The organism is Pseudomonas sp. KT_2_4, from assembly GCF_041410225.1.
Lineage (GTDB): Bacteria > Pseudomonadota > Gammaproteobacteria > Pseudomonadales > Pseudomonadaceae > Aquipseudomonas > Aquipseudomonas paracarnis.
In genome coordinates, this window is sequence record NZ_CP166962.1 from 4,072,058 (window position 1) to 4,095,030 (window position 22,973).

Here is a 22,973-nt window from a genome sequence, read left to right on the forward strand (position 1 = left end):
TATCTCTTATGCAGTAAATGTTCGTAAAAACATAAATAAATAACCTTTAGGAATATAAGGCGACGAGTATTCCGGGGTTTTGGAGCCGCTTATGAGTCTGTTCAAGTCCTTGCCCCTGGCTGTTCTAGTGGCCGGTAGCAGCAGTTGGTCGCCGGCCCAGGCCGCTGAAACACCCACGCCTGCCGGCAAGGGCGAAAGCGCCAGTGGCCAACTGGAAACTGTCACGGTCACTGCCCGGCGGCGTACCGAAAGTGCCCAGGCCGTGCCGACGCCCATGAGCGTGCTCGGCGGCCAGGCCCTGGAAACCCAGCGGGTGTACCGCATCCAGGATTTGCAGCAACTGGTGCCCAGCGTCAACGTCGCCTATATGCATGCGCGCCAGTCCAGCGTGTCGATCCGCGGCCTGGGCAACAACCCGGCCAGCGATGGCCTGGAAGGCAGCGTGGGGCTGTATATCGACAACGTCTACCTCGGGCGCCCGGGTATGGCGGTGTTCGACCTGATGGACATTGAGCAGCTTGAGGTTTTGCGCGGCCCCCAGGGCACGTTGTTCGGCAAGAACACCACGGCTGGCGTGATCAATATCAGTACGCGCGCGCCGAGTTTTACTCCCGAGCGCAGCATCGAAACCTCCTTGGGCGAGGACGGTTATTTCCAGACCAAGGGCACGATTTCCGGCCCGCTCACCGAGGACTTGGCAGGGCGTTTCTCGGCCTATCGCACGCGCAGCGACGGCGATATCGAGAATGAACATGACGGCCATGATCTGAACGGCGGCTCCCGCCAGGGCTTTCGCGGGCAACTGCTGTACAAACCCAGCGAGGCCTTCAACCTGCGCTGGATCGGCGACTACAACGAAGAAGACTCCAGCGCCGGCACCCGCGTGCTGTACAGCACCGGCCCGACCATCAATGGCACCAACCTGTATCAATCCCGGGCCAACGCGGCGGGCGCAACTTTGGTGGACGGCACCCATCGCAAGGTCAACCTCGACAACGACCAGCACGTCACGGTGTTCCAGGGCGGTACGTCGCTGGAAGCCAATTGGACGCTGCCCAGCGACTTCACCCTGACCTCGGTGAGTGCTTACCGCTGGTGGAATTTCACCCCGCGCAACGATGACGGCCTCAACGTACCGGCGTCGTATAACGCCGGGGTTTCGGTGGAAGATAAGCAGTGGTCCCAGGAATTTCGCCTGGCGTCGCCCAGCGGTGGTTTCTTCGATTACGTGCTGGGCGCCTACTACTTCGGCTCCGACCTGGATAACAAATCCTTTGCATACTACGGGCCCAAGGCCGATATCTGGAACGGCACACCTGCCGGTGCGTTGAGCAACGTGAGCAGTGTGGGCAACGGGCATATCCGCACCGACAGCTTCGCGCTGTTCGCCCAAGGCACCTGGCACCTGACCGAACGCCTGGATTTCACCGCCGGCCTGCGTGGCACCTACGAAGAGAAAAGCGCCTGGGTCACGCGCAATGCGCCCGTCGGTGGCGCGGCGGTCAGCGGGGCTGCTGCCACGGCGCGGCGCGGGCGTACCGGGGCCTATGACTCGGGCGACCTGTCGCAATACAGCGCCACGCCGTCGGGGCTGCTCAACCTCAGTTATCACTTCAATGAAAACCTGCTGGGCTACGCGACGCTGTCCCACGGCGAGAAGTCCGGCGGTGTGAACCTGGCGGTGGGGTCTGCGCCGACGGCCGGAGCCGACTCGTTGCTGATCGGCACCGAGCGCGCCAACAACGCCGAGCTAGGCTTCAAGAGCACGCTGTGGGACCGCCGCCTGCAGCTCAATGCCAACCTGTTCTGGACCCAGGTCAACGGCTACCAGACTAACGCCTACGACCAGGACAACCGCGTGCAGTACCTGACCAACGCCGGCTCGGTACGCTCGCGGGGCGTGGAAGTCGAAAGCACCCTGGTGCCGATCAAGGGCCTGACCCTGAACATCAACGGCTCCTTCAATGACGTGACGTACCTGTCTTACAAGGACGCGCCGTGCCCGCCGGAAACCAGCCTGCGTCCCGGTGCGCCGGCATCCTGCGACCTGAGCGGCCATCAGGTAGTGGGCGCCTCCAAGTGGATCGCCAACGCCAACGGCGAGTACAAGTGGAACCTGGCGAACGGCTTCGAACCCTATGTCACCGCCAGTTACGCGTTCCGTTCCAAGGCGGTGGGCACGGTGGAAGATTCCGACTACGGGCAGATCCCGGCGTATGCGGTGGTCAACCTGTCTACCGGTTTGCGCGGCGACTATGACCAAGGGCAGTGGGATGTGTCGCTGTGGCTGAAAAACGCCTTCGACAAAACCTACTACACCACCCTGTGGACCGGTGGTAACGGCGGTTACGAGGGCCTGTTGGGCACGCCGCGCACCCTAGGCGTGACTGGGCGCTACGACTTCTAGGTCGGTGCGATAGGTGGCCGGGCTGAACACCCGCGTCACCAGCAGCATCGCCACCACCGTCACCGTCAGCACCACCCAGGCACTGACAAAGTTGCCGGTAAGCTCGCGCAGCCAGCCGGTCAGCCACGGCGAAATCGCATTGATCAAAAAGCCCACGCCTTGCACGAACGCCGCCAGTTGCCCGGCTTGGCGTGGGTCGCGATGGTGGTCGAGGGTCAGCAGCAAGCTCAGGGCAAAGCACGCCCCTAACCCGAAGCCGCACAAGGCCACCCACAGGTGGGGATATTCCTGCGGCGCAATGATCAGGCCCAGGTAGCCGATGGTTTGCGCCAGCAGGCTGATGCTGAGCAATGGGCGGCGGTCGATACCGCGTTGCGCCAGCACTGGCATCAACAGAGCGGCCGTCACCTGAAAAATCGTCATGAACGCCAGCAATGACCCGCTGGGCAGCACGCCCCAACCCAGTTGCTGATAGTAGGCGGGCAGCCACGCGACCATGCTCATGTAGCCGCAGTTGACCAGGCCGAAATACAGCGCCAGCAGCCAGGCGCGGCGGTTACGCAACCCTTTGAACGCAGGCGCCTGCTGTGGGTTTCGCGCCGCGCCCAGCGGCAGCCAGGCCCACAGCAACAACGCCCCCAGCGCCGGCAAGAGCCACACACCCAGGCCTGCTTGCCATTGCTGGAAATGCGTGGCCACCACCGGACTGAGCAGCGCCGCCAGGCCGCCACCGGCCATCAGCGAGGCCGAATACACGCCCATCGCCACCGGCACGCGGTGACGGAATTCGCGCTTGATCATCGCCGGCACCAGCGCCTGGATCAGCGCCACGCCCGCACCGCCGAGCAGCGCGGTAACCAGCAGTGCCGAAGCCTGGCCCATCAGCCAGCGCGCCAGGCACGCCAGCAAAATCATCAACAAGCCCAGGGCGATGCCGCGACGCTCGCCCAAGCGCGCCTCCACGCGCACGCCCACCAGTGCCACCAACCCCATGCAGATCACCGGCAGGCTGGTGAGCAGGGCGCTGCTCTGAAAGCTCAGGCCGGTGGCCTGGCGAATCTCGCCGAGCAGCGGGCTGATGGAACTGAGGATGGGGCGCAGGTTCAGGCCGAGCACCACCAGCAGGCCCCAGCCGGCGAGGGATTTATTCAGGGTCATGCAGGGTTTTCCACTGGTGATACAGCGCAGTCATTGCGGCATCGGGCAGGTGCTGAATGGGCAGGCGTTGCGCGTCGATGGGCAAGCCAACCTGCTGGCTGATGGCTGCCGTCGACAGGCCGAATGGCTCGGCTGTTTCGTTGCTGGCGGCAAACACTACGCGTTCTACACCGCACAGGTACAGGGCGCTCAAGCACATTGGGCAAGGCTGTCCGCTGGCATAGATCACGCACCCCACCAGGCGCGCACCCAGTTGTCGGCTCGCTGCGCGGATCGCCAGCAGCTCAGCGTGGGCGGTGGGGTCCTGGGTCAGGTGGATCTCATTCACGGCTTCCACCAGCACCTCATTGTTGCGCGTCAGCACCGCGCCGAAGGGGCGGCCGCCTTGGGTGACGTTGGCACGGGCCAAGGCAATAGCGCGTTGCAGGTGTGCTTGATCGTTGGTCATACATGGCCCCCGGATGCGATGAAAGGTGTGAAGTATGGGCAGCCAGCAAGGTATTCTGAAATTAAATATAAACATGCCAATCAGTGGCAAACACAATGGTGATGACGTTGTTCGATCCCGTGTTGTTGCGCAGCTTTGTCGCCGTGGTGGACTGCGGCAATTTCACCCGCGCCGCCGAGCGACTGCACTTGACCCAGTCCACCGTCAGCCAACAAATCCGCCGCCTGGAAGACGCAGTGGCGTGTCAGTTACTCGACCGCGACCAGCGCCGGGTAGTGGCCACCGCCGAGGGTGAGCGCCTGCTCGCGTATGCGCGCCGCATCCTCGCGCTGCACGAAGAAGCCGCCGATGTGCTGATCAACCAGCAAAGCGACGGCGTGTTGCGCCTCGGCGTGCCGGAGGACTTTGCCGCCGAGCGCCTGATGCCGCTGCTTTCGGCATTTGTCGTGGCTTATCCACGGGTGCGACTGGAAGTCACCAGCGGGCTGGGCCCTGAATTGCAGCGCCAGTACCGGGGCGGTGAGTTCGATGTGTTGCTGGTCAAGCAGATGGGCGACAGCGACGACTGTGTGGCGTCGTGGCCGGAGCCCTTGTACTGGGTCGACAGCCTGAGCACTCCGGCCCTGGGCCGCGACCCGCTGCCGCTGGTGGCTTTCCCCGTAGGCGGCCTGTATCGCAACGACATGCTGCACCATCTGGAACGGGCCGGCTGGCGTTGGCGCATCGGCTATTCCAGCGCCAGCCTGGCCAGCGTTTGTTCGGCGGTGGCGGCAGGCTTGGGCATCAGTTTATTGCCCGAACGGGTATTGCAACCGGGCCATCGCATACTCGGCCCAGAGAGTGGCTTGCCGCCTGTTCATGGCGTGCGATTGGCCCTGTATGGCCGCAGTGGTCTGGGCGCAGCGGGCCAGAGTTTGCTGGGTGAATTGCTGGCCTTGTGCAGTGGAAACCCGCACTGAGCCCATACCTTTGCCGAATATTTTGTATGCCTTTAAGGCATTGAAAGACAACGGCTTGAAGCCAGGCCACGGGCCACGTGGCTTTGGCGTGATCGGCTGTTTTGTTTATGTGTTTTTGTTCTATGTATAACTTTAAAGGTTACTTTAAGAGATAAGTGTCTGGCCCCGATGATTCAGCCCACGACGGGCCTTCGCTGGCCCGTCGGTTTTTCAAAACCGTAGGGAGTGAATCAATGGGCAATGTCCAGACCGCCGCCAGTGCACCCGAGGCGCAGTGGCGCCCGGCACCGAGTGGTGAGTTGGTCGACCTTGGCCGGCCGCATCACGCGCCGTTGGGGCAATTGCGCCTGCAGAAGACCCCGAAGCGTTTTTCCAGCCGCCGCGAGGGGGTTTTGCTCGGGTTGCTGGTGTTGGCGCTGCACGGTGCAGTGATCTATTGGGTGAGCCAGAAACCCACGCCGGTGCTGCCGATTGTGCCGCCGGAAATTCCACCGATGACCATCGAATTTTCCCAGCCGGCGCCGCCGGTGGTTGAACCGCCACCGCCTGTACCGCCACCACCGCCTCCGCCTGTGGTCGAACCACCGCCGCCGGTGGTGGATGAGTTGGCGGCCAAGCCGGCGCCGCCCAAACCCATTGCGAAACCCAAACCCAAGCCCGTGCCTAAACCTGAGCCTAAGCCGGCCCCCAAGGCCGTCGAGCAGCCACCTGCACCACCGACGCCAGCGCCACCTGCACCGCCCGCACCCGCGGCGCCAGCGCCGGTGACGCCTGCTTCGGCCAACGCCGCGTACCTGAAGAACCCGGCGCCGGAATACCCGTCACTGGCTCAGCGTCGCGGTTGGGAAGGTACGGTGTTGCTGCGGGTGCAGGTGCTGGCCAGTGGTAAACCGGGTGAGATCCAGGTGCAAAAAAGCAGTGGTCGCCAGCAGTTGGATGACGCGGCATTGGCGGCGGTGAAGCGCTGGAGTTTCGTGCCTGCCAAGCAGGGCGATGTGGCCCAGAACGGCTGGGTGAGCGTGCCCATCGATTTCAAGATTCATTAATTATTCAGCGGCGCAGAGGGAAAACATCATGGCATTGGCATCTCCACTTGAATCCATCGAAAGCGCGGTGATCTGGCTGCTGGTGGCCTTTTCGGTCGCCACCTGGGGCCTGGCCTTGCTCAAGGGCGTGCAGTTCGGTCGCCTCAAGGCCCAGGATCGCAAGTTTCACAAACAGTTCTGGGCGGCATCGAGCCTCGACTCGGCCGCCGAACTCGCCGAAACCCAGCCTGGCGCCGCCGCCCGTGTAGCCCAGGCCGGCTATGCCGCGATCCAGGTGGGCGATACCCCCCACGCTGCGGATTTGAGCCAGGCGATCAATCACCAGGACCGCCTCGAACGCGCCCTGCGCCAGCAAATCGTGCGTGAGCGTCGCTCCCTGGAAACCGGCCTGGCTGTGGTCGCCAGTATCGGCAGCACCTCGCCGTTTATCGGCCTGTTTGGCACCGTGTGGGGGATCATGGAAGCGCTGAAGGGGATCAGTGCTGCCGGGTCCGCCAGCCTGGAAACCGTGGCGGGACCCATCGGCGCGGCACTGGTGGCGACCGGCGTGGGGATCGCCGTCGCGGTGCCTGCGGTGCTGGTTTACAACTACTTCCTGCGTCGCCTGAAGCTGACGGCGGCAGACCTGGATGACTTTGCCCACGACTTCTACAGCCTGGCGCAGAAAAACGCGTTCCGCGTGCTGCTGCACCCGACGTTGGCCAAGGCCAGCACCGGCAGCCCGCAGAAAGTGAAGGAGGCATCCTGAATGGCCTTCTCCACGCAAGACAGCGATGAGGTGCTGAGCGAGATCAATGTCACGCCGCTGGTGGATGTGATGCTGGTGCTGCTGGTGGTGTTTATCGTCACCGCGCCGCTATTGACCAACTCCATCCCGATCAACCTGCCCAAAACCCAGGCCGTAGCGCCGGTTGAGCAGAAAGACCCGTTGGTGGTGAGCATCGACGGCGCGGGCAAACTGTTTATCAACAAGGACGCAATCCAGCCGGACCTGTTGGAATTCAACCTGCAGGCGGCCAAGGCCAAGGACCCCGACGTGCGGGTGCAACTGCAGGCCGACGATGGAGTGAACTACGGCGAAGTGGCGCGAGCCATGGCGTCGATCGAGCGCGCAGGCATTACCAAATTGTCGGTGATTACTGCACGTTAGTTTCAAAGAGCCGCGACACGTTTTTGGGCCGTTTCCTTGGCAGGGTGCGGCCCTTTTTTTATTGGAAGGGTATAGCGTTAGTAAAGGAAAAGAATTCACACGTTTTTGAATGTTTCTGAGCGTGCAATTCATGACCGTATGATTATTCTGGCTGGCGCATGGAAAGTTTCGATAAATGGAGAATTTATAGAATGGTACGTTTTCCGATTCGTTTGGTAGATACATTCGTCAGCCCGCAACAACCGGTTTCTCAGCCCGATGAAAAAAAACCTGTCGCTTTTTCTGGGCCGTCCGATAGGCCTGGCCCACGGCATCCGTTAGGGCAAAGTTTATCTTTGAATCGCGCCGGTTATCAGCACATTAACGCACCCAATGCCGGGCCCAAGGTATTGAAGCCAAATCCTGTAATAGATGCTTATATCAGTACGCATGCGTCTGATTTTATGTCTCCTGAAAAAGAGATTGCCACTATTTTGTCCGCGAAGATAAAACAACAGTGGGGCATTGAAGTTGATCCTGATAAAACGTATCTGGTGACGTTCAAGGATAATGGCGATGACGAAAAGGATGTTGTGGAAAAAATAACGCTGACCCAGGCGGCTTTGAAAAACAGGCAAGATGTTACGATTGAAGATAATGAGGGCTGGTTTCGAAAAATCGCCAAGTATTTTTCGCCGGCAGTGTATGTTTACAACAAAATTGACGGCTGGGTGCAGGAAGCAGGCAGTCGCCAAGCTATTTACCGGGAACCGAGTTCTCCGGGCTCTGCGCTCTACAGTGCGGCCACTGAGGTGCCCATTCCGGTTGAAGATTTCAAAGCCTTGGTCTGGGATACAGACCGCACCCAACTTTACAAGAATACGCTTGATGGATTCTGGGACAAACACAGCGCCTCGTATGCATCGTTGAGTAAAATATCCTTTGTTAAAGCGATCAATCTACAGCGTCTGGAAGGAACACTTGGACCGGTTGAGGCGGCACTCGCTCAGCGTGCGTTGGGGGCGGTTGCGCAAAAGGATTGGTCCGAGCTGACGGTTCAGGATTTTACCAAGCCTGCCGTCAAGGATCCGAATCTGGAGATCGGCTTGCTGAGCATCAACGGCTTGCAGTCGACCGACTTGATGTGTGTGACCGATCGGAAAACCCAGCTGACGTTGCTATACATCCCTGGCAATTCCTCACCTATTCATCGGTTCGATAATCCGCAGCAAATGAAAACATGGCTGGCGGGGCAGGCGTCAGACCCCGTTAAGCGCGAATCGCTGCTGACGCACTTTTCTCTCAAGGATCAAGCTGACAAGTCGTTTTCAGACGGTGTACGTCAGTCTCTGGAAGGGATGGGAAATTGGTCGGACGCGCAGGCGTCGGGTAATGCTTTCCTTAAAGGGCTCAACGGCTGGGTGCCGGACCGGTTTATCACAGTGGATCAGCTGCAGGGCGACCCTTTCGAAGCAGTCAAGGTTCGACAAAAGGCCCGATCTTATTCGGACGCGGATAATGCGATCGTCAGTGATGGGGACTACACCAAGAACAAAGTGCTGCAAGGGGTGGAAGAGGCCACCAAAGTCGCCATGTTCATGACGCCCCTGGCCCTGGTCATGCCGGAAGTCGCAATAGGCCTGGATGTTTTCTTCCTGGCAGCCGGGGGCGCCGAGGCCGGTATTGGTATTGATGATGCCATCAAAGGAAAATCGACCGGTGCGGACCGAATTGTTTTTGGGGTATTGAACGCTGCTCCGCCGTTAGCCACTCATGCGGGGGCGCCGCTGGCGAAAGTGATAACAGAAAGGTTTGCCAGCGGGGGCGTCGCAGCCGGAGCGGATGCTGCAGCCCAGGCCTCTACTCAAGTGACTGAACAAGGGCGCCCATTCTTCAATCCGCCACGGCGAATCAATGGGCAGATTGGTTATCCGATGAGCCCTGTTTCGCCCCCGAAACTCCATGAGGCGTTCACAGTCCCCATGGACGATGTCCATCAAATGGTCTCGAAAGACTACATGATTTTCGTCGATCGATACGGCACTAAAGTGACGTATGACGTAGAGGCCCGCCTATGGCGTGGGGTCAGCGAAAACGGTCGAGTGAATGACGTGTTTTATTGGCGTAAAGGCCAAGAAAACTGGATGAGTGGTACAAAAGCTGAAGCGATCGAAGGGAATAAAAATGCACCGGCCTCAATGATAAATAAGACATTGAAGTTACCGAGACTGCCATCGTTACCCTCCGGCGCCACTGAGGTGCCCAAGGTTATCCACTATTTTTGGGCTGGCAATGAGATGCCAGAGAACTTGCTCAACAATATTGTTGAGAACTCCAGGAAAAGTCCGGGCTATAAGTCGATCGTTCATGTAGATGCCAATAATGCGAGTGTTTTTCAAAAGATAAAGTCTGCATTGGATCACAAAGTAGGCGGTCTGGAAGTGCATGATTTGCAGGCAGATGAGGCTTTCAGGGAGCTGAAGGCTGGCAAGTATGGGGAAATGTATCAGTACTTTCGTGCCGGCCAAGGGCAAAATCTAGCGGCCTCATCGGATGTGATGCGCGTTGCATTGCTTAAGAAGTACGGTGGAATATATCTGGATGCGGACGATACACTGACTTTCAATGTGGGAAACGTTACGTTGAAAGCCACACCGAACGATATCCTGATGAATTCGCCAGTGACTTATGAACCAGCAGACTTCAGTGGTTTCAATACCAGTAATTTCGCCAGTCATGCCGATAATCCTTTGCTGGATGAGATCCTGGAAGAGGCCTATGAGCGCTATAAGGCCAATGAGGAGTGGTTGAAAAGTAATCGTGCTTTCCTGAGTGACAGTTCGACAGCCGCCGAACAGCACGCTTATAAAGAATACGAGAAGAAAATTTTTGAAATCACCGGGCCGAAAATGTTTGGGGATGTATTGGCAAAAAAGGAGTATGGGTTTTTCGCGGTAGTTGAAGAGGTGACAGAACTGTTGAACGCTTGTCTTTTACTTCCCAAGGACTATGGTGCCAACTATATGAGCGCGCGAGATTATTACATGCCGATGAATCATAAGTTCGGGGTCTCCATTGGCTCAGAGCAGTCTATGCATCATTCCCGCTGATTGGTAAAACAAACCTGGTGTCGATTGCAGTCGCTGAGGAGCGGGTTTATCCGCCTCAGCGACTGGCTTCAGTGACGGCGATCGCCTCGGATGAGGATAACGTGACCTGATGTCGAAAATGCAATTTGGTTATTAATAAATTCCTTTTTATTCCTTATTTGATTGTTGGGTCGCCCCTATACTGGTCAGCAACGTTAAACGCTGCAGGAGGGCACACCCATGCACAGCGAGTCGATTCGTTATCTGATCGTGCCGGGCTGGCAAGGATCGCCAGAAGATCATTGGCAAACCCATTGGCAGAACAGCCTGCCCAACAGCGCCCGCGTGGAACAGGCCGATTGGCTGACACCGCGTCGCGAGGATTGGGTCGCCGCACTGGCCGAGGCCATCGCTGCCGACAGCACGCCGGTCATCCTGATCGCTCATAGCTTGGGTTGCATCACCGTGGCCCACTGGGCCGCCACTGCCCCCGTGCACTTCTTGCGGCAGGTACGCGGCGCGTTGCTGGTGGCACCGGCGGATGTCGAGCGCCCTGCGTGTGCCCCTGCACTGCGCAATTTCGCACCTATTCCAACTGACCTGCTGCCATTTCCCAGCCAGGTGGTCAGCTCCGACAACGACAGTGCCGTGAGCGCCCCCAGGGCTCTGGAACTGGCGCGTCAGTGGGGCGCCGAAGCCGGCATCTTGGCGGGCGCCGGGCATATCAATGTGAAGTCCGGCCACCGCCGCTGGGAGCAAGGGTTTGCTTACCTCTACCGCCTGCAACATCGCCTCGAGCACCATGCTCGGCGCAGCGCCTAATATTTTTTCAACGCCCCGTCCCTGTGTGGATTGGGGCGGGAGCCTGCCATGAGTCTGCATGAAACCTTCGGCCAGCCGCTGCTGACCTTTCCAGATGCTGAAAAAAGCCCGTTGAGCATCCGCGCCAAGGCGCTGGTGTTCGTCGACCCACGCTCACGCCAACTGCGTGAAGAGTTGGAAAGCCTTGCGCCGCGCGCCTTACCCGTATTGATTCGAGGAGAAACCGGCAGCGGTAAAGAGTTGCTGGCGCGGCACATCCACCGTGGCAGTGACCGTACAGGCCTGTTTGTCTCGGTCAACTGTGGTGCCATCAGCCCCACCTATGCGGATGCCGAGTTGTTTGGCTATGCCGCCGGCAGTCACAGTGGCGCGGCGAGCAGCCGCGCGGGCTGGTTTGGCTCGGCCAATGGCGGCACCTTGTACCTGGATGAAATTGGTGATTTGCCGCTGCCGATCCAGGTGAAATTGCTCGCGGCCCTGGAAAACCACGAAGTCACCCGCGTCGGTGCCCACCAGCCCAGCCCGGTGGATGTGCGCCTGGTGGCCGCGACCAGCATCGACCTGGCCCAGGCCGTGGCCGTGGGCAAGTTTCATGAGCGTCTGTTCCATTATTTGAGTGAGGGCCGGTTGGACCTGCCGGCGTTGCGCGAGCGGGTGGGGGATATCTTGTCTCTGGCCGAATATTTCCTCGGCATCTACAGCCAGCGCCTGGACCTTCCGGTGCCACTGATCAGCGACGCCGCCCAGCAGGTGCTGGAACACCACACGTGGCCGGGCAATACGCGAGAATTGGAAAACGTCATTCACTTTGCCTTGCTGGTGAGCAGCGGCGATGAAATCTTGCCCGAGCATTTGAACCTACCGACGGCAGGCTCACCGCTGGAGCAAGTACGACGAATTTTGGCCAGCGCCAGCCCGGCCGAGACGGAATCGGTGCGTAAATTCCTGTATGAACAAAATGGAATATCAACGTGAATAAAAGATATTGTTCGGGAATAAAAAATCTAGGTATTGTCCCTTCCACGCCGCGATAGCACTTCGCTGGCACCTCACATAAAAACGGTCGTTAGAAGGACATTGCATGAAAAAGGTTCTGTTGTTTACCGCTCTGGCGGCTGCCCTGACTGCTGGCTTTGCCCAGGCCAACGAGAAACTGGTGGTGGCCGCTACGCCGATCCCGCACGCCGAAATCCTCGAGCTGATCAAGCCGACCCTGGCCAAGGAAGGTGTGGACCTGCAGATCAAAGTCTTTACCGACTACGTACAGCCGAACGTGCAGGTCGCTGAGAAACGCCTGGACGCCAACTATTTCCAGACCCTGCCGTACCTGGAAAACTTCAACAAGGGCAAGGGCGCCAACCTGATTACCGTGGTGGGCGTGCACGTTGAACCCTTCGGCGGCTACTCGAAAAAGATCAAGAAAATCGAAGATCTGAAAGACGGGGCCACCGTGGCTATCCCGAACGAAGGCTCCAACAGCGGCCGCGCTTTGTTGTTGCTGCAAAAGGCTGGTGTGATCACCCTCAAAGACCCGACAAACGCCCTGGCCACGCCGAAAGACATCGCCAGCAACCCGAAGAACCTGAAGTTCAAAGAGCTGGAATCGGCCCTGCTGCCACGGGTGCTGGACCAGGTTGACCTCGACCTGATCAACACCAACTACGCCCTGGAAGCTGGCCTGAACCCGGCCAAGGACGCGCTGATCATCGAAGACGCCAAGTCGCCGTACGTGAATTTCCTGGTGGCGCGCCCGGACAACAAGGACAGCGATGCTATCCAGAAGTTGGCCAAGGCCCTGACCAGCCCGGAAGTCAAAACTTTCATCGAGAAGAAGTACAACGGCGCGGTGGTGCCAGCGTTCTGATGTAAGCCAAAACCCCCTTCAAGGTTTCAACGCCGACGGCTCCTACAGCGTCGGCGTTTTTTTATCTGAAATACAGTCAAAACTGTGGGAGCTGGCTTGCTCGTTCCCACGCTCCGCGTGGGAACGTCTCCTGTGACGCTCTGCGTCACGACTTTAGAGCGGACGCAGAGCGTCCTGGGCTGCATTCCCACGCAGAGCGTGGGAACGATCGACAGCTCCCACAGAGGTTAGGTTTTTGGGTGATATCAATATGCTATTTCGGTATTTAAACTTTGATTTTTATACCTTTAAAGTTCGCGCTAGCTGACGTTATCCACGTCGGCACGGACTGCGCTCGCGGCATTACCCATGCGGCGATATGGACTGCACATGACCTTCGATTTCGCTTTTATCCTCAGCACGCTGCCGGCGTTTCTCAAGGCCGTGGGTGTGACGCTGCAAGTCGGCCTGATCGCCATTGCCACGTCCTTGCTGGTGGCGCTGATCAACGCTGCGCTGCTGGTGTTTCGTACGCCTTACCTGTCGCGCCTGGTGGCGCTCTATGTGGAGCTGGCGCGTAACACGCCGCTGTTGATCCAACTGTTCTTCGTCTACTTCGCGCTGCCGGCCCTGGGTTTCAATATTTCCGGGTTCTGGGCGGCGATCATCACCATGACCTTTCTGGGCGGCGCCTACCTCACCGAGGTGCTGCGCGCCGGCGTGGAAGCGGTGCCGCAAGCGCAAATCGAGTCGGGCAAGTCCATTGGCCTGTCCGACTGGCAACTGTTGCGCCATGTGATCCTGCCCCAGGCCGGCATCCTCAGCCTGCCGGCGCTGTTCGCCAACTTCATTTTTCTACTCAAGGAAACCACCGTGGTGTCGGCGGTGGCGGTGCCGGAGATTCTCTATACCACCAAGAGCTATATCGCCCTCTACTATAAAACCTACGAAATGCTCGCCGTGCTGACGCTGATTTGCGTGCTGTTGTTCTTGCCGTTGTCGCTGTTGCTCAGCCGCCTGGAAAGGAGGCTCCAGCATGGCCAGTTCGGGTCTTGAGTTGCTCTGGGTGTCGTTGCCGCAACTGGGCAAGGGCGCTGCGCAAACCCTGTCGATTTCGTTTTTGAGCATCGCCTTCAGTACGGTTGGCGGCGTGCTCTACGGCGTGCTGCGCACTTTGAATAACAAGGCGATCAACGGCGTGTTGCGGGTCTACCTGGAACTGTTCCGCGCCATTCCGGTGCTGGTGTGGTTGTACCTGCTGTTTTTTGGCGTGCCGATCTTCTTCGGCCTGAGCATCCCGAGTTTCTGGTGCGCGGTGCTGGTGCTGTCGTTGTGGGGCGCCAGCGAGGTGGGCGAAGTGGTGCGTGGCGCGCTGCATTCGCTGCCCCGTGGCCAACGCGAAGCAGGCTTGTCGATTGGCCTGTCCGACCCGCAGTTGTACGGCTACGTACTGCTGCCCCAGGCCCTCAGGCGCATGACGCCGCCGACCATCAACGTGTACACGCGCATCATCAAGACCAGCTCCCTGGCGGTGCTGATCGGCGTGGTGGATGTGATCAAGGTCGGCCAGCAAATCATAGAGCGCACCTACGAGTCGGTATTGATCTACGGTGCGCTGTTCCTGTTTTTCTTCTTTATCTGCTACCCGTTGTCGGCCGCCTCCAAGCTGCTGGAACGGCGCTGGGCCCAAGCATGAGCGCATTGATCGAGTTCCAGGGTTTCAACAAATTCTTCGGCGAGGCGCAGGTGCTCAAGGGCATCGACCTGAGCGTGCAGCGCGGCGAAGTGGTGGTGATCTTAGGCCCCAGCGGCTGTGGCAAAAGCACCTTGTTGCGCTGCCTCAATGGGCTGGAAATCGCGCACAGCGGCAGCCTGCGCTTTGCCGGCAAAGAGCTGCTGGATAAAACCACCGACTGGCGCCAGGTACGCCAGGACATTGGCATGGTGTTCCAGAGCTACCACCTGTTCCCGCACATGAGCGTGCTCGACAACATCCTCCTCGGCCCGCTGAAAGTGCAAAAGCGCGACCCGCGTGAAGCCCGTGAGCAGGCGGAAAAATTGCTGGAGCGCGTGGGCCTTGCCGACAAGCGCGACGCCTTCCCACGCCAGCTTTCCGGTGGCCAGCAACAACGCATCGCCATCGTCCGCTCGTTGTGCATGAACCCTCAGGTCATGCTGTTTGACGAAGTCACCGCGGCCCTCGACCCGGAGATGGTCAAGGAAGTGCTGGAAGTGATCCAGGACTTGGCCCGCGATGGCATGACCCTGCTGATCGTCACCCACGAAATGGCCTTCGCCCGCGCCGTCGCCGACCGCGTGGTGTTCATGGAGGCCGGTCGCATCCTCGAACACAACACCCCCGAGGCATTCTTTACGAACCCGCAGACCGCACGCGCGCAGCAGTTCCTGGAGAAGTTCTCCTTTGTTTCAACACTGCCCAAAAAGATCAAGGAACTGGAGCTGATATGAAAAAGTTACTGCTGCCACTGTTTGCCGTCGCCTTGCTGGCCGGCTGCGATAAAAAGGCCGAAGAGCCGGTAAAACCTGCGGCTGTGAGCTACATCGACAAAATCAAAGCGCGGGACAAGCTGATTGTCGGCGTGTTTACCGATAAACCGCCATTCGGCTTTGTGGACGAAGCGGGTCGTTATGTCGGCTTCGATACCGACATCGGCCGGCAATTCGCCAAGGACCTGCTGGGCGATGAAAACAAGGTGGAGTTTGTCGCCGTGGAACCGGCCAGCCGCATTCCCTTCCTGCAAAGCGACAAGGTCGACCTGATTCTCGCCAACATGACCGTGACGCCTGAACGCAAGGACGCGGTGGACTTCACCAACCCCAATCTGAAAGTGGCGGTGCAGGCTCTGGTGCCGAATGACAGCGCCGTCAAAAGCCTGGATGACCTGGCAACCCGCACGACCATCGTCACCACCGGCACCACGGCGGATATCTGGCTGACCAAGAACCATCCGGACTGGAAGCTGCTCAAGTTCGAGAAGAACTCCGAGTCGCTGCAGGCGCTGTCGGCTGGCCGTGGGGATGCCTATGCGCAAGACAACCTGGTGCTGTTCAGTTGGGCCAAGCAGAACCCTGGCTACCGCGTGCTGGAAGAGAAGCTCGGTGATGAAGCACCCATTGCCCCGGCGGTGAAGAAGGGCAATATCGAGCTGCGTGACTGGGTGAACGCTGAGCTGGCGAAGTTGGGGGAGGAGAAATTCCTGCTCAAGCTTTATGACCAATATGTGCGTAAAGAGCTGAGCGATGACACCAAGCCTGAGAGTGTGATTGTTGAAGGCGGTAAGTGGCAGGGCTGAGATAGCTATCGCAGGCAAGCCAGCTCCCACCTTTGAATGTATTCACACATCAAAATGTGGGAGGGGGCTTGCCCCCGGTGAGGCCAGTGCAGTCACCGCCTACTCCGGCCAATGCCAGGCCGGCCCATCCAGCATCCCTTGCCCCACAATTCGCGTTTCCCCCAACACCTTCTCCAACACAATCGAGTTACACCCCTCATCCTGCTGCAACGCCGCAATCAAGCGGCTGGCATGGCTCACCACCCATACCTGGCACTGCTTCGACGCCTGGATAATCAAGCGGGCCAGTGCCGGCAACAGGTCCGGATGCAAGCTGGTCTCCGGCTCGTTCAGCACCATCATGGTCGGTGGCCGAGGGGTCAGCAGCGCGGCGATCAGCAGCAGGTAGCGCAGGGTGCCGTCCGACAGCTCCGCCGCCGACAACGGTCGCAGCAAGCCTTCCTGATAGAACTCGATGGCAAAGCGTCCGCCCTGCAACGGTTCAATGTGCAGACGCGCGCCCGGAAATGCATCGCTCACGGCGCGTTGCAGCGCCTCGGGATCGCCAATCTCGCGGATGGTCTGCAACGCGGCCGCCAGATCGCGGCCGTCGTGGTGCAACACCGGCGTGCGCGTGCCCAACTGTGGCTGGCGCACTGGCGCGTCCACGTCGCTGCGAAAGTGATCGTAAAAGCGCCAGCCACGAATGCTTTCACGCAACAGCAGCACTTCCGGCGAGCCACGCAGGCTGCCGACCTGATCGAACAGGCTGTGGTAGTTCGGTGTGTGATGCGCCAGCACGTCCCACGCACGGCCTTCGCGGGCACGCACCATCGGCCCTGAGCGCTGCACCAGCAGGCTGGCCGGACGGTAGACGTGGCCGGCCCAGATGCACTCCTTTTTTACTTCGGGGTCCAGTTTGAAGGCCGAGAGGGTTTTTTCGGGTAAGCCCAAAGAGATCGCGTAGCTGAAATCCTCTGCGGCAAACCCCAGGCGCAGGCGTTTGACGCCCTGGCGCACAGTAGATTCGACCGGTACTTCGCGATTGCGCATGCGCCGGCTGATGGTTTCCGGCCCGGCCCAGAAGGTCGAATCCAGCCCGCCTTCGCGGGCCAGCGCATTGATCACCCCGCCCTGGGCGGTTTCGGCCAATAGGCGCAGGGCGCGATACAGGTTGGATTTGCCGCTGCCATTGGGCCCGGTCACCAGGTTCAGCCGGTCCAGGGGCACCACCAATTTGTTGATCGAGCGGTAATTGGCCACCGCGAGGGTTTTAAGCATGTGTAATTAGTCAGCATGGGAACCATTGGAGTATGGGATCCTCCATGCAGATAAGGAACCCTGATCTAAGCTCACAGTCGCATACACACTTGAACGTCGGCATCACGCAAAAGGAGCCTGCATGGGCGGTCGCACCTCGACATTTATTTTCAGCCTTGGCCTCCTGGCGCTGCTCAGCGGCTGTGGCCAGGACAAAGCCGAGCCCAAGCAGCATTCGCGGGTATTCGTGCAAACCGTGCAGTCAGCGGATTTTGCCGCGGCGGTCACGCTGACCGGCGATATCCAGGCGCGCGTGCAAACCGATCTGTCCTTTCGCGTGGGTGGCAAGATCATCCAGCGCATGGTCGACGTAGGCGACCGCGTCACGGCCAGGCAAGTCTTGGCCAAGCTCGACCCCAAGGACCTGCAAACCAACGTCGATTCGGCCCAGGCCCAGGTTGTGGCCGAGCAGGCGCGGGTCAAGCAGACCGCCGCCGCCTTCGTGCGCCAGGAAAAACTCTTGCCCAAAGGCTATACCAGCCGCAGCGAATACGACGCCGCCCAGGCCGCGCTGCGCAGCAGTCAAAGTGCCCTGGCCGCTGCCCAGGCGCAGTTGGCCAATGCACGCGAACAGTTGGGCTACACCGCGTTGATCGCCGATGCCCCTGGGATCATCACGGCGCGCCAGGCCGAAGTCGGCCAAGTGGTACAAGCCACCGTGCCGATCTTCAGCCTCGCCCGCGATGGCGAGCGTGACGCCGTGTTCAACGTGTATGAGTCCCTGCTGGTGGAGCCGCCCCCCGACGCGCCGATTACGGTGAGCCTGCTGGACAACCCGAGCATCAAGGCCGTGGGCAAAGTCCGCGAAGTCACGCCCGCCGTGGCCGCCAATACCGGCACCGTCCAAGTGAAGATCGCCCTGCAAAGCCTGCCCAAGGGTATGGAGCTGGGGTCGGTGGTGAGTGCCACCGCCAATGGCCCGGCCAAGGCGAGCATCGAGCTGCCTTGGTCGGCCCTGACCAAAGACCTCAGCGAGCCGGCCGTGTGGCTGGTGGACGGTGAAGGCAAGGTGCAGTTGCACAAGGTCACCGTGGCGCGCTACCTCACCGGCAAAGTGATCATCGGCGAGGGTCTCAAAGGCGGTGAAAAAGTCGTGATAGCCGGTGGGCAATTGCTGCACCCCGGCATGGTCGTCGAGATCGCCCAACCCGGAGCGCAGCCATGAAGCAATTGACGCTGATTGTCGCCGCCAGCCTGTTGCTGATGGCCTGCTCCAAGGAAGAGGCGCCGCCCGAACCCTTACGCCCGGTGCTGTCCATGGAAGTGAGGGCCGAAGACCAGGAAAACCTGGGTCGTTTCGCCGGCACCATCCAGGCCCGCTATGAAAGCAACCTGGGTTTCCGTGTGCCCGGCCGCATCGCCCGTCGCGCCGTGGATGTCGGCGCCGAGGTGGAGAAGGGCGCCTTGCTCGCCGTGCTTGACCCCACCGACCAGCAGAACCAATTACGCGCTGCCCAGGGCGACCTGGCGCGCGTACAGGCGCAGTTCATCAACGCCCAGGCCAACGCTCGGCGGCAACAGGAACTGTTCAACCGTGGCGTCGGCGCCCAGGCTCAGCTGGATGTGGCCCAGACCGACCTGAAAACCACCCAGGCGACCCTTGACCAGGCCCGTGCCTCGGTCAACCAGGCCAAGGACCAACTCAACTACGCCGAACTGCGCACCGACCATGCCGGCATCGTCACTGCCTGGAACGCTGAGGCCGGCCAAGTGGTCAGCGCCGGCCAGCAGGTGGTGACCCTGGCCCGTCCGGACATCAAGGAAGCGGTGATCGACCTGCCCGCCGGCCTGGCTGAACGCTTGCCTGCCGATGTGGTGTTCCTGGTCGCCGGGCAACTGGACCCCAGCGTGCACACCACCGCCGTGGTGCGTGAGATCGAGCCTCAGGCCCAAAGCGCCACGCGCACCCGTCGCGCACGCCTGAGCCTGGCCGAAACCCCGCCCGCGTTCCGCCTGGGCACGGCAATCAGCGTGACGTTGAGCACCGCCATCGCCCCGCGTATCGAACTGCCCCTGAGCGCCTTGCAGGAAGTGGACGGCAAGACCCGTATCTGGCTGCTCGACACCCAGAGCCAGACCGTGCAACCCCGCGAGGTCACGGTTATCAGCCGTGATGCCCGCAGCGCCTTGCTCAATGGCAGCGTCAAACCCGGCGAGCGCATTGTCACCGCCGGCGTGAACAGCCTGAAACCTGGGCAAAAAGTCAAAATCGACGAGGACAGCCCGCGATGAAAGGGAGCTTCAACTTATCCGACTGGGCCCTCAAGCATCAGTCCTTCGTCTGGTACCTGATGTTCGTCGCGCTGCTGATGGGCGTGTTCTCGTACATGAACCTGGGCCGTGAAGAAGACCCGTCGTTCACCATCAAGACCATGGTGATCCAGACCCGCTGGCCGGGCGCGACCCAGGAAGAAACCCTCAAGCAGGTCACCGACCGTATTGAGAAAAAACTCGAGGAACTCGACTCTCTCGACTATGTGAAAAGCTACACCCGGCCCGGCGAGTCCACGGTGTTCGTGTTCCTCAAGGACACCACCAGTGCCAAGGCCATCCCGGAGATCTGGTACCAGGTCCGCAAAAAGATCGATGACATTCGTGGGACCTTCCCCCAGGGCTTGCAGGGGCCATCGTTCAACGATGAGTTCGGTGACGTGTTCGGCTCGGTGTATGCCTTTACCGGCGATGGCCTGTCGATGCGCCAGTTGCGTGACTACGTGGAACAGGTGCGCGCCGAAATCCGCTCGGTGCCAGGGCTGGGCAAGGTCGAGATGATCGGCCAGCAGGACGAAGTGATTTACCTGAATTTCTCCACGCGCAAACTCGCGGCCCTGGGGATTGATCAGCGCCAGGTCGTGCAAAGCCTGCAATCGCAAAACGCCGTGACCCCCGCCGGGGTGATCGAGGCCGGGCCGGAACGCATCTCCGTGCGCACCTCCGGGCAGTTCGCCTCGGAGAAAGACCTGGCCAACGTCAACCTGCGCCTCAATGACCGTTTCTACCGGCTGGCGGATATTGCCGACATCAGCCGTGGTTATGTGGACCCGGCGCGGCCGATGTTTCGCTTCAACGGCAAACCGGCGATTGGCTTGGCCATCGCCATGCAGAAGGGCGGCAATATCCAGTCGTTCGGTAAGGCCCTGCACGGGCGCATGGACGAGCTGACCGCCGACCTGCCGGTGGGCGTCGGCGTGCACAAGGTGTCCGACCAGGCCGAAGTGGTGGAAGAGGCGGTCGGCGGGTTTACCAGCGCGTTGTTTGAGGCGGTGATCATCGTGCTGGTGGTGAGCTTTATCAGCCTCGGCATGCGCGCCGGGTTGGTGGTGGCGTGCTCGATTCCGTTGGTGCTGGCGCTGGTATTCGTGTTCATGGAATACAGCGGCATCACCATGCAGCGCGTGTCGCTGGGCGCGTTGATCATCGCCCTCGGCCTGCTGGTGGATGACGCGATGATCACGGTGGAGATGATGATCACGCGCCTGGAAAAAGGCGAAACCAAGGAACAGGCGGCGACTTACGCCTATACCTCCACGGCGTTCCCGATGCTCACCGGCACGCTGGTGACCGTGGCCGGTTTCGTACCGATTGGCCTCAACGCCAGTTCGGCAGGCGAGTACACCTTTACCCTGTTCGCGGTGATTGCCGTGGCGATGCTGGTGTCGTGGGTGGTGGCGGTGCTGTTTGCGCCGGTGATCGGCGTGCATATCCTCAGCGCCAATGTGAAACCGCACAACGCCGAGCCAGGGCGCATTGGCCGTGCCTTCAATGGCGGCATGCTGTGGGCCATGCGCAACCGCTGGTGGGCGATTGGCATCACCGTGGCGCTGTTCGTGGCCTCGGTATTTTCCATGCAATTTGTGCAGAACCAGTTCTTCCCGTCGTCGGACCGTCCGGAAATTCTCGTCGACCTGAACCTGCCGCAAAACGCCTCGATCAACGAGACGCGCAAGGCGGTAGACCGCCTCGAAGCGATCATCAAGGACGACCCGGATATCGCCCGTTGGAGCACCTACATCGGCCAGGGCGCGATTCGTTTCTACCTGCCGCTGGACCAGCAACTGGAGAACCCGTACTACGCGCAGCTGGTGATTGTGAGCAAGGGCCTGGAAGAGCGTGGCGCCCTGATCGCTCGATTGCAGAAACGCTTGCGCGATGATTTTGTCGGTATCGGCAGCTACGTGCAGCCGCTGGAAATGGGCCCGCCGGTCGGGCGGCCGATCCAGTACCGCGTCTCTGGTAAAGACACCGATCAGGTGCGCAAGCACGCCATTGAACTGGCGACCTTGCTGGATCAGAACACGCACCTGGGTGAGATCATCTACGACTGGAACGAGCCGGGCAAAGTGCTGCGCGTCGACATCGCCCAGGACAAGGCGCGGCAACTGGGGCTTTCGTCGGAAGACGTGGCGCAGTTGATGAACAGCGTGGTCAGCGGCGCGGCGGTGACCCAGGTGCACGACGATATCTACCTGATCAACGTGGTCGGCCGCGCCGAGGATGCCGAGCGCGGTACGCCGGAAACCTTGCAGAATCTGCAGATTGTTACGCCCAATGGCACCTCGATTCCATTGCTGGCCTTTGCCACGGTGCGTTACGAACTGGAGCAGCCGCTGGTGTGGCGTCGTGACCGCAAGCCGACGATTACCATCAAGGCCGCGGTGCGCGATGAGATGCAGCCGACCGACCTGGTCAAGCAGTTGGCGCCGACCATCGAGAAATTCAGCGAAGGCTTGCCGGTGGGCTACAAAGTCGCCACCGGCGGTACCGTGGAAGAAAGTGGCAAGGCCCAGGGCCCGATTGCCAGCGTGGTGCCGTTGATGTTGTTCCTGATGGCCACGTTCCTGATGATTCAGTTGCACAGCGTGCAGAAGATGTTCCTGGTGGCCAGCGTTGCGCCACTGGGGCTGATCGGCGTGGTGCTGGCGTTGATCCCCACGGGCACGCCCATGGGCTTTGTGGCGATCCTGGGGATCCTGGCGCTGATCGGCATCATCATCCGCAACTCGGTGATTCTGGTCACACAGATCCACGAGTACGAAGAGGCCGGCTACACGCCGTGGGACGCGGTGGTGGAAGCGACCGAACACCGGCGTCGGCCGATTCTGCTGACGGCCGCCGCCGCGAGCCTGGGCATGATCCCGATTGCGCGGGAAGTGTTCTGGGGGCCGATGGCCTACGCGATGATTGGCGGGATCATCATTGCGACATTGCTGACGTTGCTGTTTCTGCCGGCGCTGTATGTGGCCTGGTACAAGATCCGCGAGCCGAAACACGAACATCAGCCACAACAGGATTAACACTGAGAGAGGGGGCTGCCGGTTAAGCGCAAACCCCCTGTGGGAGCGGGCTTGCCCGCGAAGGCGGTGTATCAGTCGCTGCATCTGTGACTCAACTGTCGCTTTCGCAGGCAAGCCAGCTCCCACATTTGGATCTTCATTCTGGTTGAGACTGTGTGAAGTTTC

Annotated in this window: 19 protein-coding genes; 16 read left to right on the forward strand and 3 right to left on the reverse strand. The window is 60.2% G+C overall.

Going from position 1 to position 22,973, the window contains the following annotated elements; translation table 11 throughout:
* Positions 1–91 precede the first annotated feature (91 nt).
* Entirely contained in the window at positions 92–2,407 is a 2,316-nt protein-coding gene (locus AB9N64_RS18785; protein WP_019819889.1) for a TonB-dependent receptor, read from the forward strand.
* On the opposite strand, the gene AB9N64_RS18790 is transcribed toward AB9N64_RS18785, so the two are convergent.
* Together AB9N64_RS18790 and AB9N64_RS18795 are read right to left on the reverse strand one after the other, a co-directional pair.
* The gene (locus AB9N64_RS18790) at positions 2,378–3,565 is read right to left on the reverse strand and encodes a CynX/NimT family MFS transporter (protein ID WP_014716436.1); all 1,188 of its coding nucleotides are present in this window, start codon (positions 3,563–3,565) and stop codon (positions 2,378–2,380) included. The two genes, AB9N64_RS18785 and AB9N64_RS18790, sit on opposite strands and share 30 nt — an antisense overlap.
* The gene (locus AB9N64_RS18795) at positions 3,552–4,013 is read right to left on the reverse strand and encodes a nucleoside deaminase (RefSeq protein ID WP_014716437.1); all 462 of its coding nucleotides are present in this window, start codon (positions 4,011–4,013) and stop codon (positions 3,552–3,554) included. The genes AB9N64_RS18790 and AB9N64_RS18795 overlap by 14 nt, the downstream gene beginning before the upstream one ends.
* A 107-nt stretch (positions 4,014–4,120) precedes the next feature.
* On the opposite strand from AB9N64_RS18795, the gene AB9N64_RS18800 reads away from it, so the two are divergent.
* The 12 genes from AB9N64_RS18800 (at position 4,121) to AB9N64_RS18855 (ending at position 16,215) form a co-directional block, all read left to right on the forward strand.
* Positions 4,121–4,972 carry a LysR family transcriptional regulator gene (locus AB9N64_RS18800; protein WP_005783745.1) on the forward strand — a complete coding sequence of 284 codons (852 nt, stop codon included), beginning with the start codon at positions 4,121–4,123 and terminating at the stop codon, positions 4,970–4,972.
* 233 nt (positions 4,973–5,205) lie between these two features.
* The gene (locus AB9N64_RS18805; protein WP_014716438.1) at positions 5,206–6,018 is read left to right on the forward strand and encodes an energy transducer TonB; all 813 of its coding nucleotides are present in this window, start codon (positions 5,206–5,208) and stop codon (positions 6,016–6,018) included.
* A 25-nt stretch (positions 6,019–6,043) separates the two neighbouring features.
* Complete coding sequence (locus AB9N64_RS18810) at positions 6,044–6,766, forward strand: MotA/TolQ/ExbB proton channel family protein (protein WP_093114384.1); 723 nt, start codon at positions 6,044–6,046, stop codon at positions 6,764–6,766.
* Positions 6,767–7,168: a biopolymer transporter ExbD gene (locus tag AB9N64_RS18815; protein ID WP_014716440.1), complete on the forward strand. Its 402-nt coding sequence runs from the start codon at positions 6,767–6,769 to the stop codon at positions 7,166–7,168. It begins immediately after the preceding gene.
* Positions 7,169–7,359: 191 nt separating this feature from the next.
* Complete coding sequence (locus AB9N64_RS18820) at positions 7,360–10,257, forward strand: glycosyltransferase family 32 protein (RefSeq protein WP_014716441.1); 2,898 nt, start codon at positions 7,360–7,362, stop codon at positions 10,255–10,257.
* 219 nt (positions 10,258–10,476) lie between these two features.
* Positions 10,477–11,058 carry an alpha/beta hydrolase gene (locus tag AB9N64_RS18825; protein ID WP_014716442.1) on the forward strand — a complete coding sequence of 194 codons (582 nt, stop codon included), beginning with the start codon at positions 10,477–10,479 and terminating at the stop codon, positions 11,056–11,058.
* A 48-nt stretch (positions 11,059–11,106) separates the two neighbouring features.
* Complete coding sequence (locus AB9N64_RS18830) at positions 11,107–12,033, forward strand: sigma 54-interacting transcriptional regulator (RefSeq protein WP_014716443.1); 927 nt, start codon at positions 11,107–11,109, stop codon at positions 12,031–12,033.
* Between the two features lie 106 nt (positions 12,034–12,139).
* Positions 12,140–12,922: a MetQ/NlpA family ABC transporter substrate-binding protein gene (locus AB9N64_RS18835; RefSeq protein WP_371359603.1), complete on the forward strand. Its 783-nt coding sequence runs from the start codon at positions 12,140–12,142 to the stop codon at positions 12,920–12,922.
* 369 nt (positions 12,923–13,291) lie between these two features.
* Positions 13,292–13,957, forward strand: coding sequence for an amino acid ABC transporter permease (locus AB9N64_RS18840; protein WP_014716444.1), 666 nt, complete (start codon positions 13,292–13,294; stop codon positions 13,955–13,957).
* Positions 13,938–14,597 (forward strand): amino acid ABC transporter permease, encoded by a 660-nt coding sequence (locus tag AB9N64_RS18845; RefSeq protein WP_014716445.1) that lies wholly within the window; start codon positions 13,938–13,940, stop codon positions 14,595–14,597. Before AB9N64_RS18840 ends, AB9N64_RS18845 begins: the two co-directional genes overlap by 20 nt.
* Complete coding sequence (locus AB9N64_RS18850; RefSeq protein WP_014716446.1) at positions 14,594–15,370, forward strand: amino acid ABC transporter ATP-binding protein; 777 nt, start codon at positions 14,594–14,596, stop codon at positions 15,368–15,370. The genes AB9N64_RS18845 and AB9N64_RS18850 overlap by 4 nt, the downstream gene beginning before the upstream one ends.
* Positions 15,367–16,215, forward strand: coding sequence for a transporter substrate-binding domain-containing protein (locus AB9N64_RS18855; protein ID WP_014716447.1), 849 nt, complete (start codon positions 15,367–15,369; stop codon positions 16,213–16,215). Before AB9N64_RS18850 ends, AB9N64_RS18855 begins: the two co-directional genes overlap by 4 nt.
* Before the next feature lie 99 nt (positions 16,216–16,314).
* Here AB9N64_RS18855 and AB9N64_RS18860 read toward each other — a convergent pair whose 3' ends face one another.
* The gene (locus tag AB9N64_RS18860) at positions 16,315–17,475 is read right to left on the reverse strand and encodes an AAA family ATPase (protein WP_014716448.1); all 1,161 of its coding nucleotides are present in this window, start codon (positions 17,473–17,475) and stop codon (positions 16,315–16,317) included.
* A 121-nt stretch (positions 17,476–17,596) separates the two neighbouring features.
* Between AB9N64_RS18860 and AB9N64_RS18865 the strand changes: the two genes are divergently transcribed.
* The 3 genes from AB9N64_RS18865 to AB9N64_RS18875 are packed head-to-tail and all read left to right on the forward strand — an operon-like array spanning position 17,597 to position 22,808.
* Positions 17,597–18,679, forward strand: coding sequence for an efflux RND transporter periplasmic adaptor subunit (locus AB9N64_RS18865; protein ID WP_014716449.1), 1,083 nt, complete (start codon positions 17,597–17,599; stop codon positions 18,677–18,679).
* Entirely contained in the window at positions 18,676–19,746 is a 1,071-nt protein-coding gene (locus AB9N64_RS18870) for an efflux RND transporter periplasmic adaptor subunit (RefSeq protein ID WP_014716450.1), read from the forward strand. Before AB9N64_RS18865 ends, AB9N64_RS18870 begins: the two co-directional genes overlap by 4 nt.
* Positions 19,743–22,808, forward strand: a complete 3,066-nt coding sequence (locus tag AB9N64_RS18875; RefSeq protein ID WP_019819880.1) for an efflux RND transporter permease subunit — start codon at positions 19,743–19,745, stop codon at positions 22,806–22,808. The genes AB9N64_RS18870 and AB9N64_RS18875 overlap by 4 nt, the downstream gene beginning before the upstream one ends.
* Positions 22,809–22,973 lie beyond the last annotated feature (165 nt).

Bases quoted from the DNA above. Each gene is read 5' to 3' on its own strand.
- AB9N64_RS18790 (WP_014716436.1), bottom strand. From the start codon at position 3,565: ATGACCCTGAATAAATCCCTCGCCGGCTGGGGCCTGCTGGTGGTGCTC.
- AB9N64_RS18840 (WP_014716444.1), top strand. From the start codon at position 13,292: ATGACCTTCGATTTCGCTTTTATCCTCAGCACGCTGCCGGCGTTTCTC.
- AB9N64_RS18820 (WP_014716441.1), top strand. From the start codon at position 7,360: ATGGTACGTTTTCCGATTCGTTTGGTAGATACATTCGTCAGCCCGCAA.
- AB9N64_RS18875 (WP_019819880.1), top strand. From the start codon at position 19,743: ATGAAAGGGAGCTTCAACTTATCCGACTGGGCCCTCAAGCATCAGTCC.
- AB9N64_RS18795 (WP_014716437.1), bottom strand. From the start codon at position 4,013: ATGACCAACGATCAAGCACACCTGCAACGCGCTATTGCCTTGGCCCGT.
- AB9N64_RS18865 (WP_014716449.1), top strand. From the start codon at position 17,597: ATGGGCGGTCGCACCTCGACATTTATTTTCAGCCTTGGCCTCCTGGCG.
- AB9N64_RS18805 (WP_014716438.1), top strand. From the start codon at position 5,206: ATGGGCAATGTCCAGACCGCCGCCAGTGCACCCGAGGCGCAGTGGCGC.
- AB9N64_RS18830 (WP_014716443.1), top strand. From the start codon at position 11,107: ATGAGTCTGCATGAAACCTTCGGCCAGCCGCTGCTGACCTTTCCAGAT.
- AB9N64_RS18850 (WP_014716446.1), top strand. From the start codon at position 14,594: ATGAGCGCATTGATCGAGTTCCAGGGTTTCAACAAATTCTTCGGCGAG.
- AB9N64_RS18860 (WP_014716448.1), bottom strand. From the start codon at position 17,475: ATGCTTAAAACCCTCGCGGTGGCCAATTACCGCTCGATCAACAAATTG.
- AB9N64_RS18845 (WP_014716445.1), top strand. From the start codon at position 13,938: ATGGCCAGTTCGGGTCTTGAGTTGCTCTGGGTGTCGTTGCCGCAACTG.
- AB9N64_RS18855 (WP_014716447.1), top strand. From the start codon at position 15,367: ATGAAAAAGTTACTGCTGCCACTGTTTGCCGTCGCCTTGCTGGCCGGC.
- AB9N64_RS18815 (WP_014716440.1), top strand. From the start codon at position 6,767: ATGGCCTTCTCCACGCAAGACAGCGATGAGGTGCTGAGCGAGATCAAT.
- AB9N64_RS18870 (WP_014716450.1), top strand. From the start codon at position 18,676: ATGAAGCAATTGACGCTGATTGTCGCCGCCAGCCTGTTGCTGATGGCC.
- AB9N64_RS18835 (WP_371359603.1), top strand. From the start codon at position 12,140: ATGAAAAAGGTTCTGTTGTTTACCGCTCTGGCGGCTGCCCTGACTGCT.
- AB9N64_RS18785 (WP_019819889.1), top strand. From the start codon at position 92: ATGAGTCTGTTCAAGTCCTTGCCCCTGGCTGTTCTAGTGGCCGGTAGC.
- AB9N64_RS18825 (WP_014716442.1), top strand. From the start codon at position 10,477: ATGCACAGCGAGTCGATTCGTTATCTGATCGTGCCGGGCTGGCAAGGA.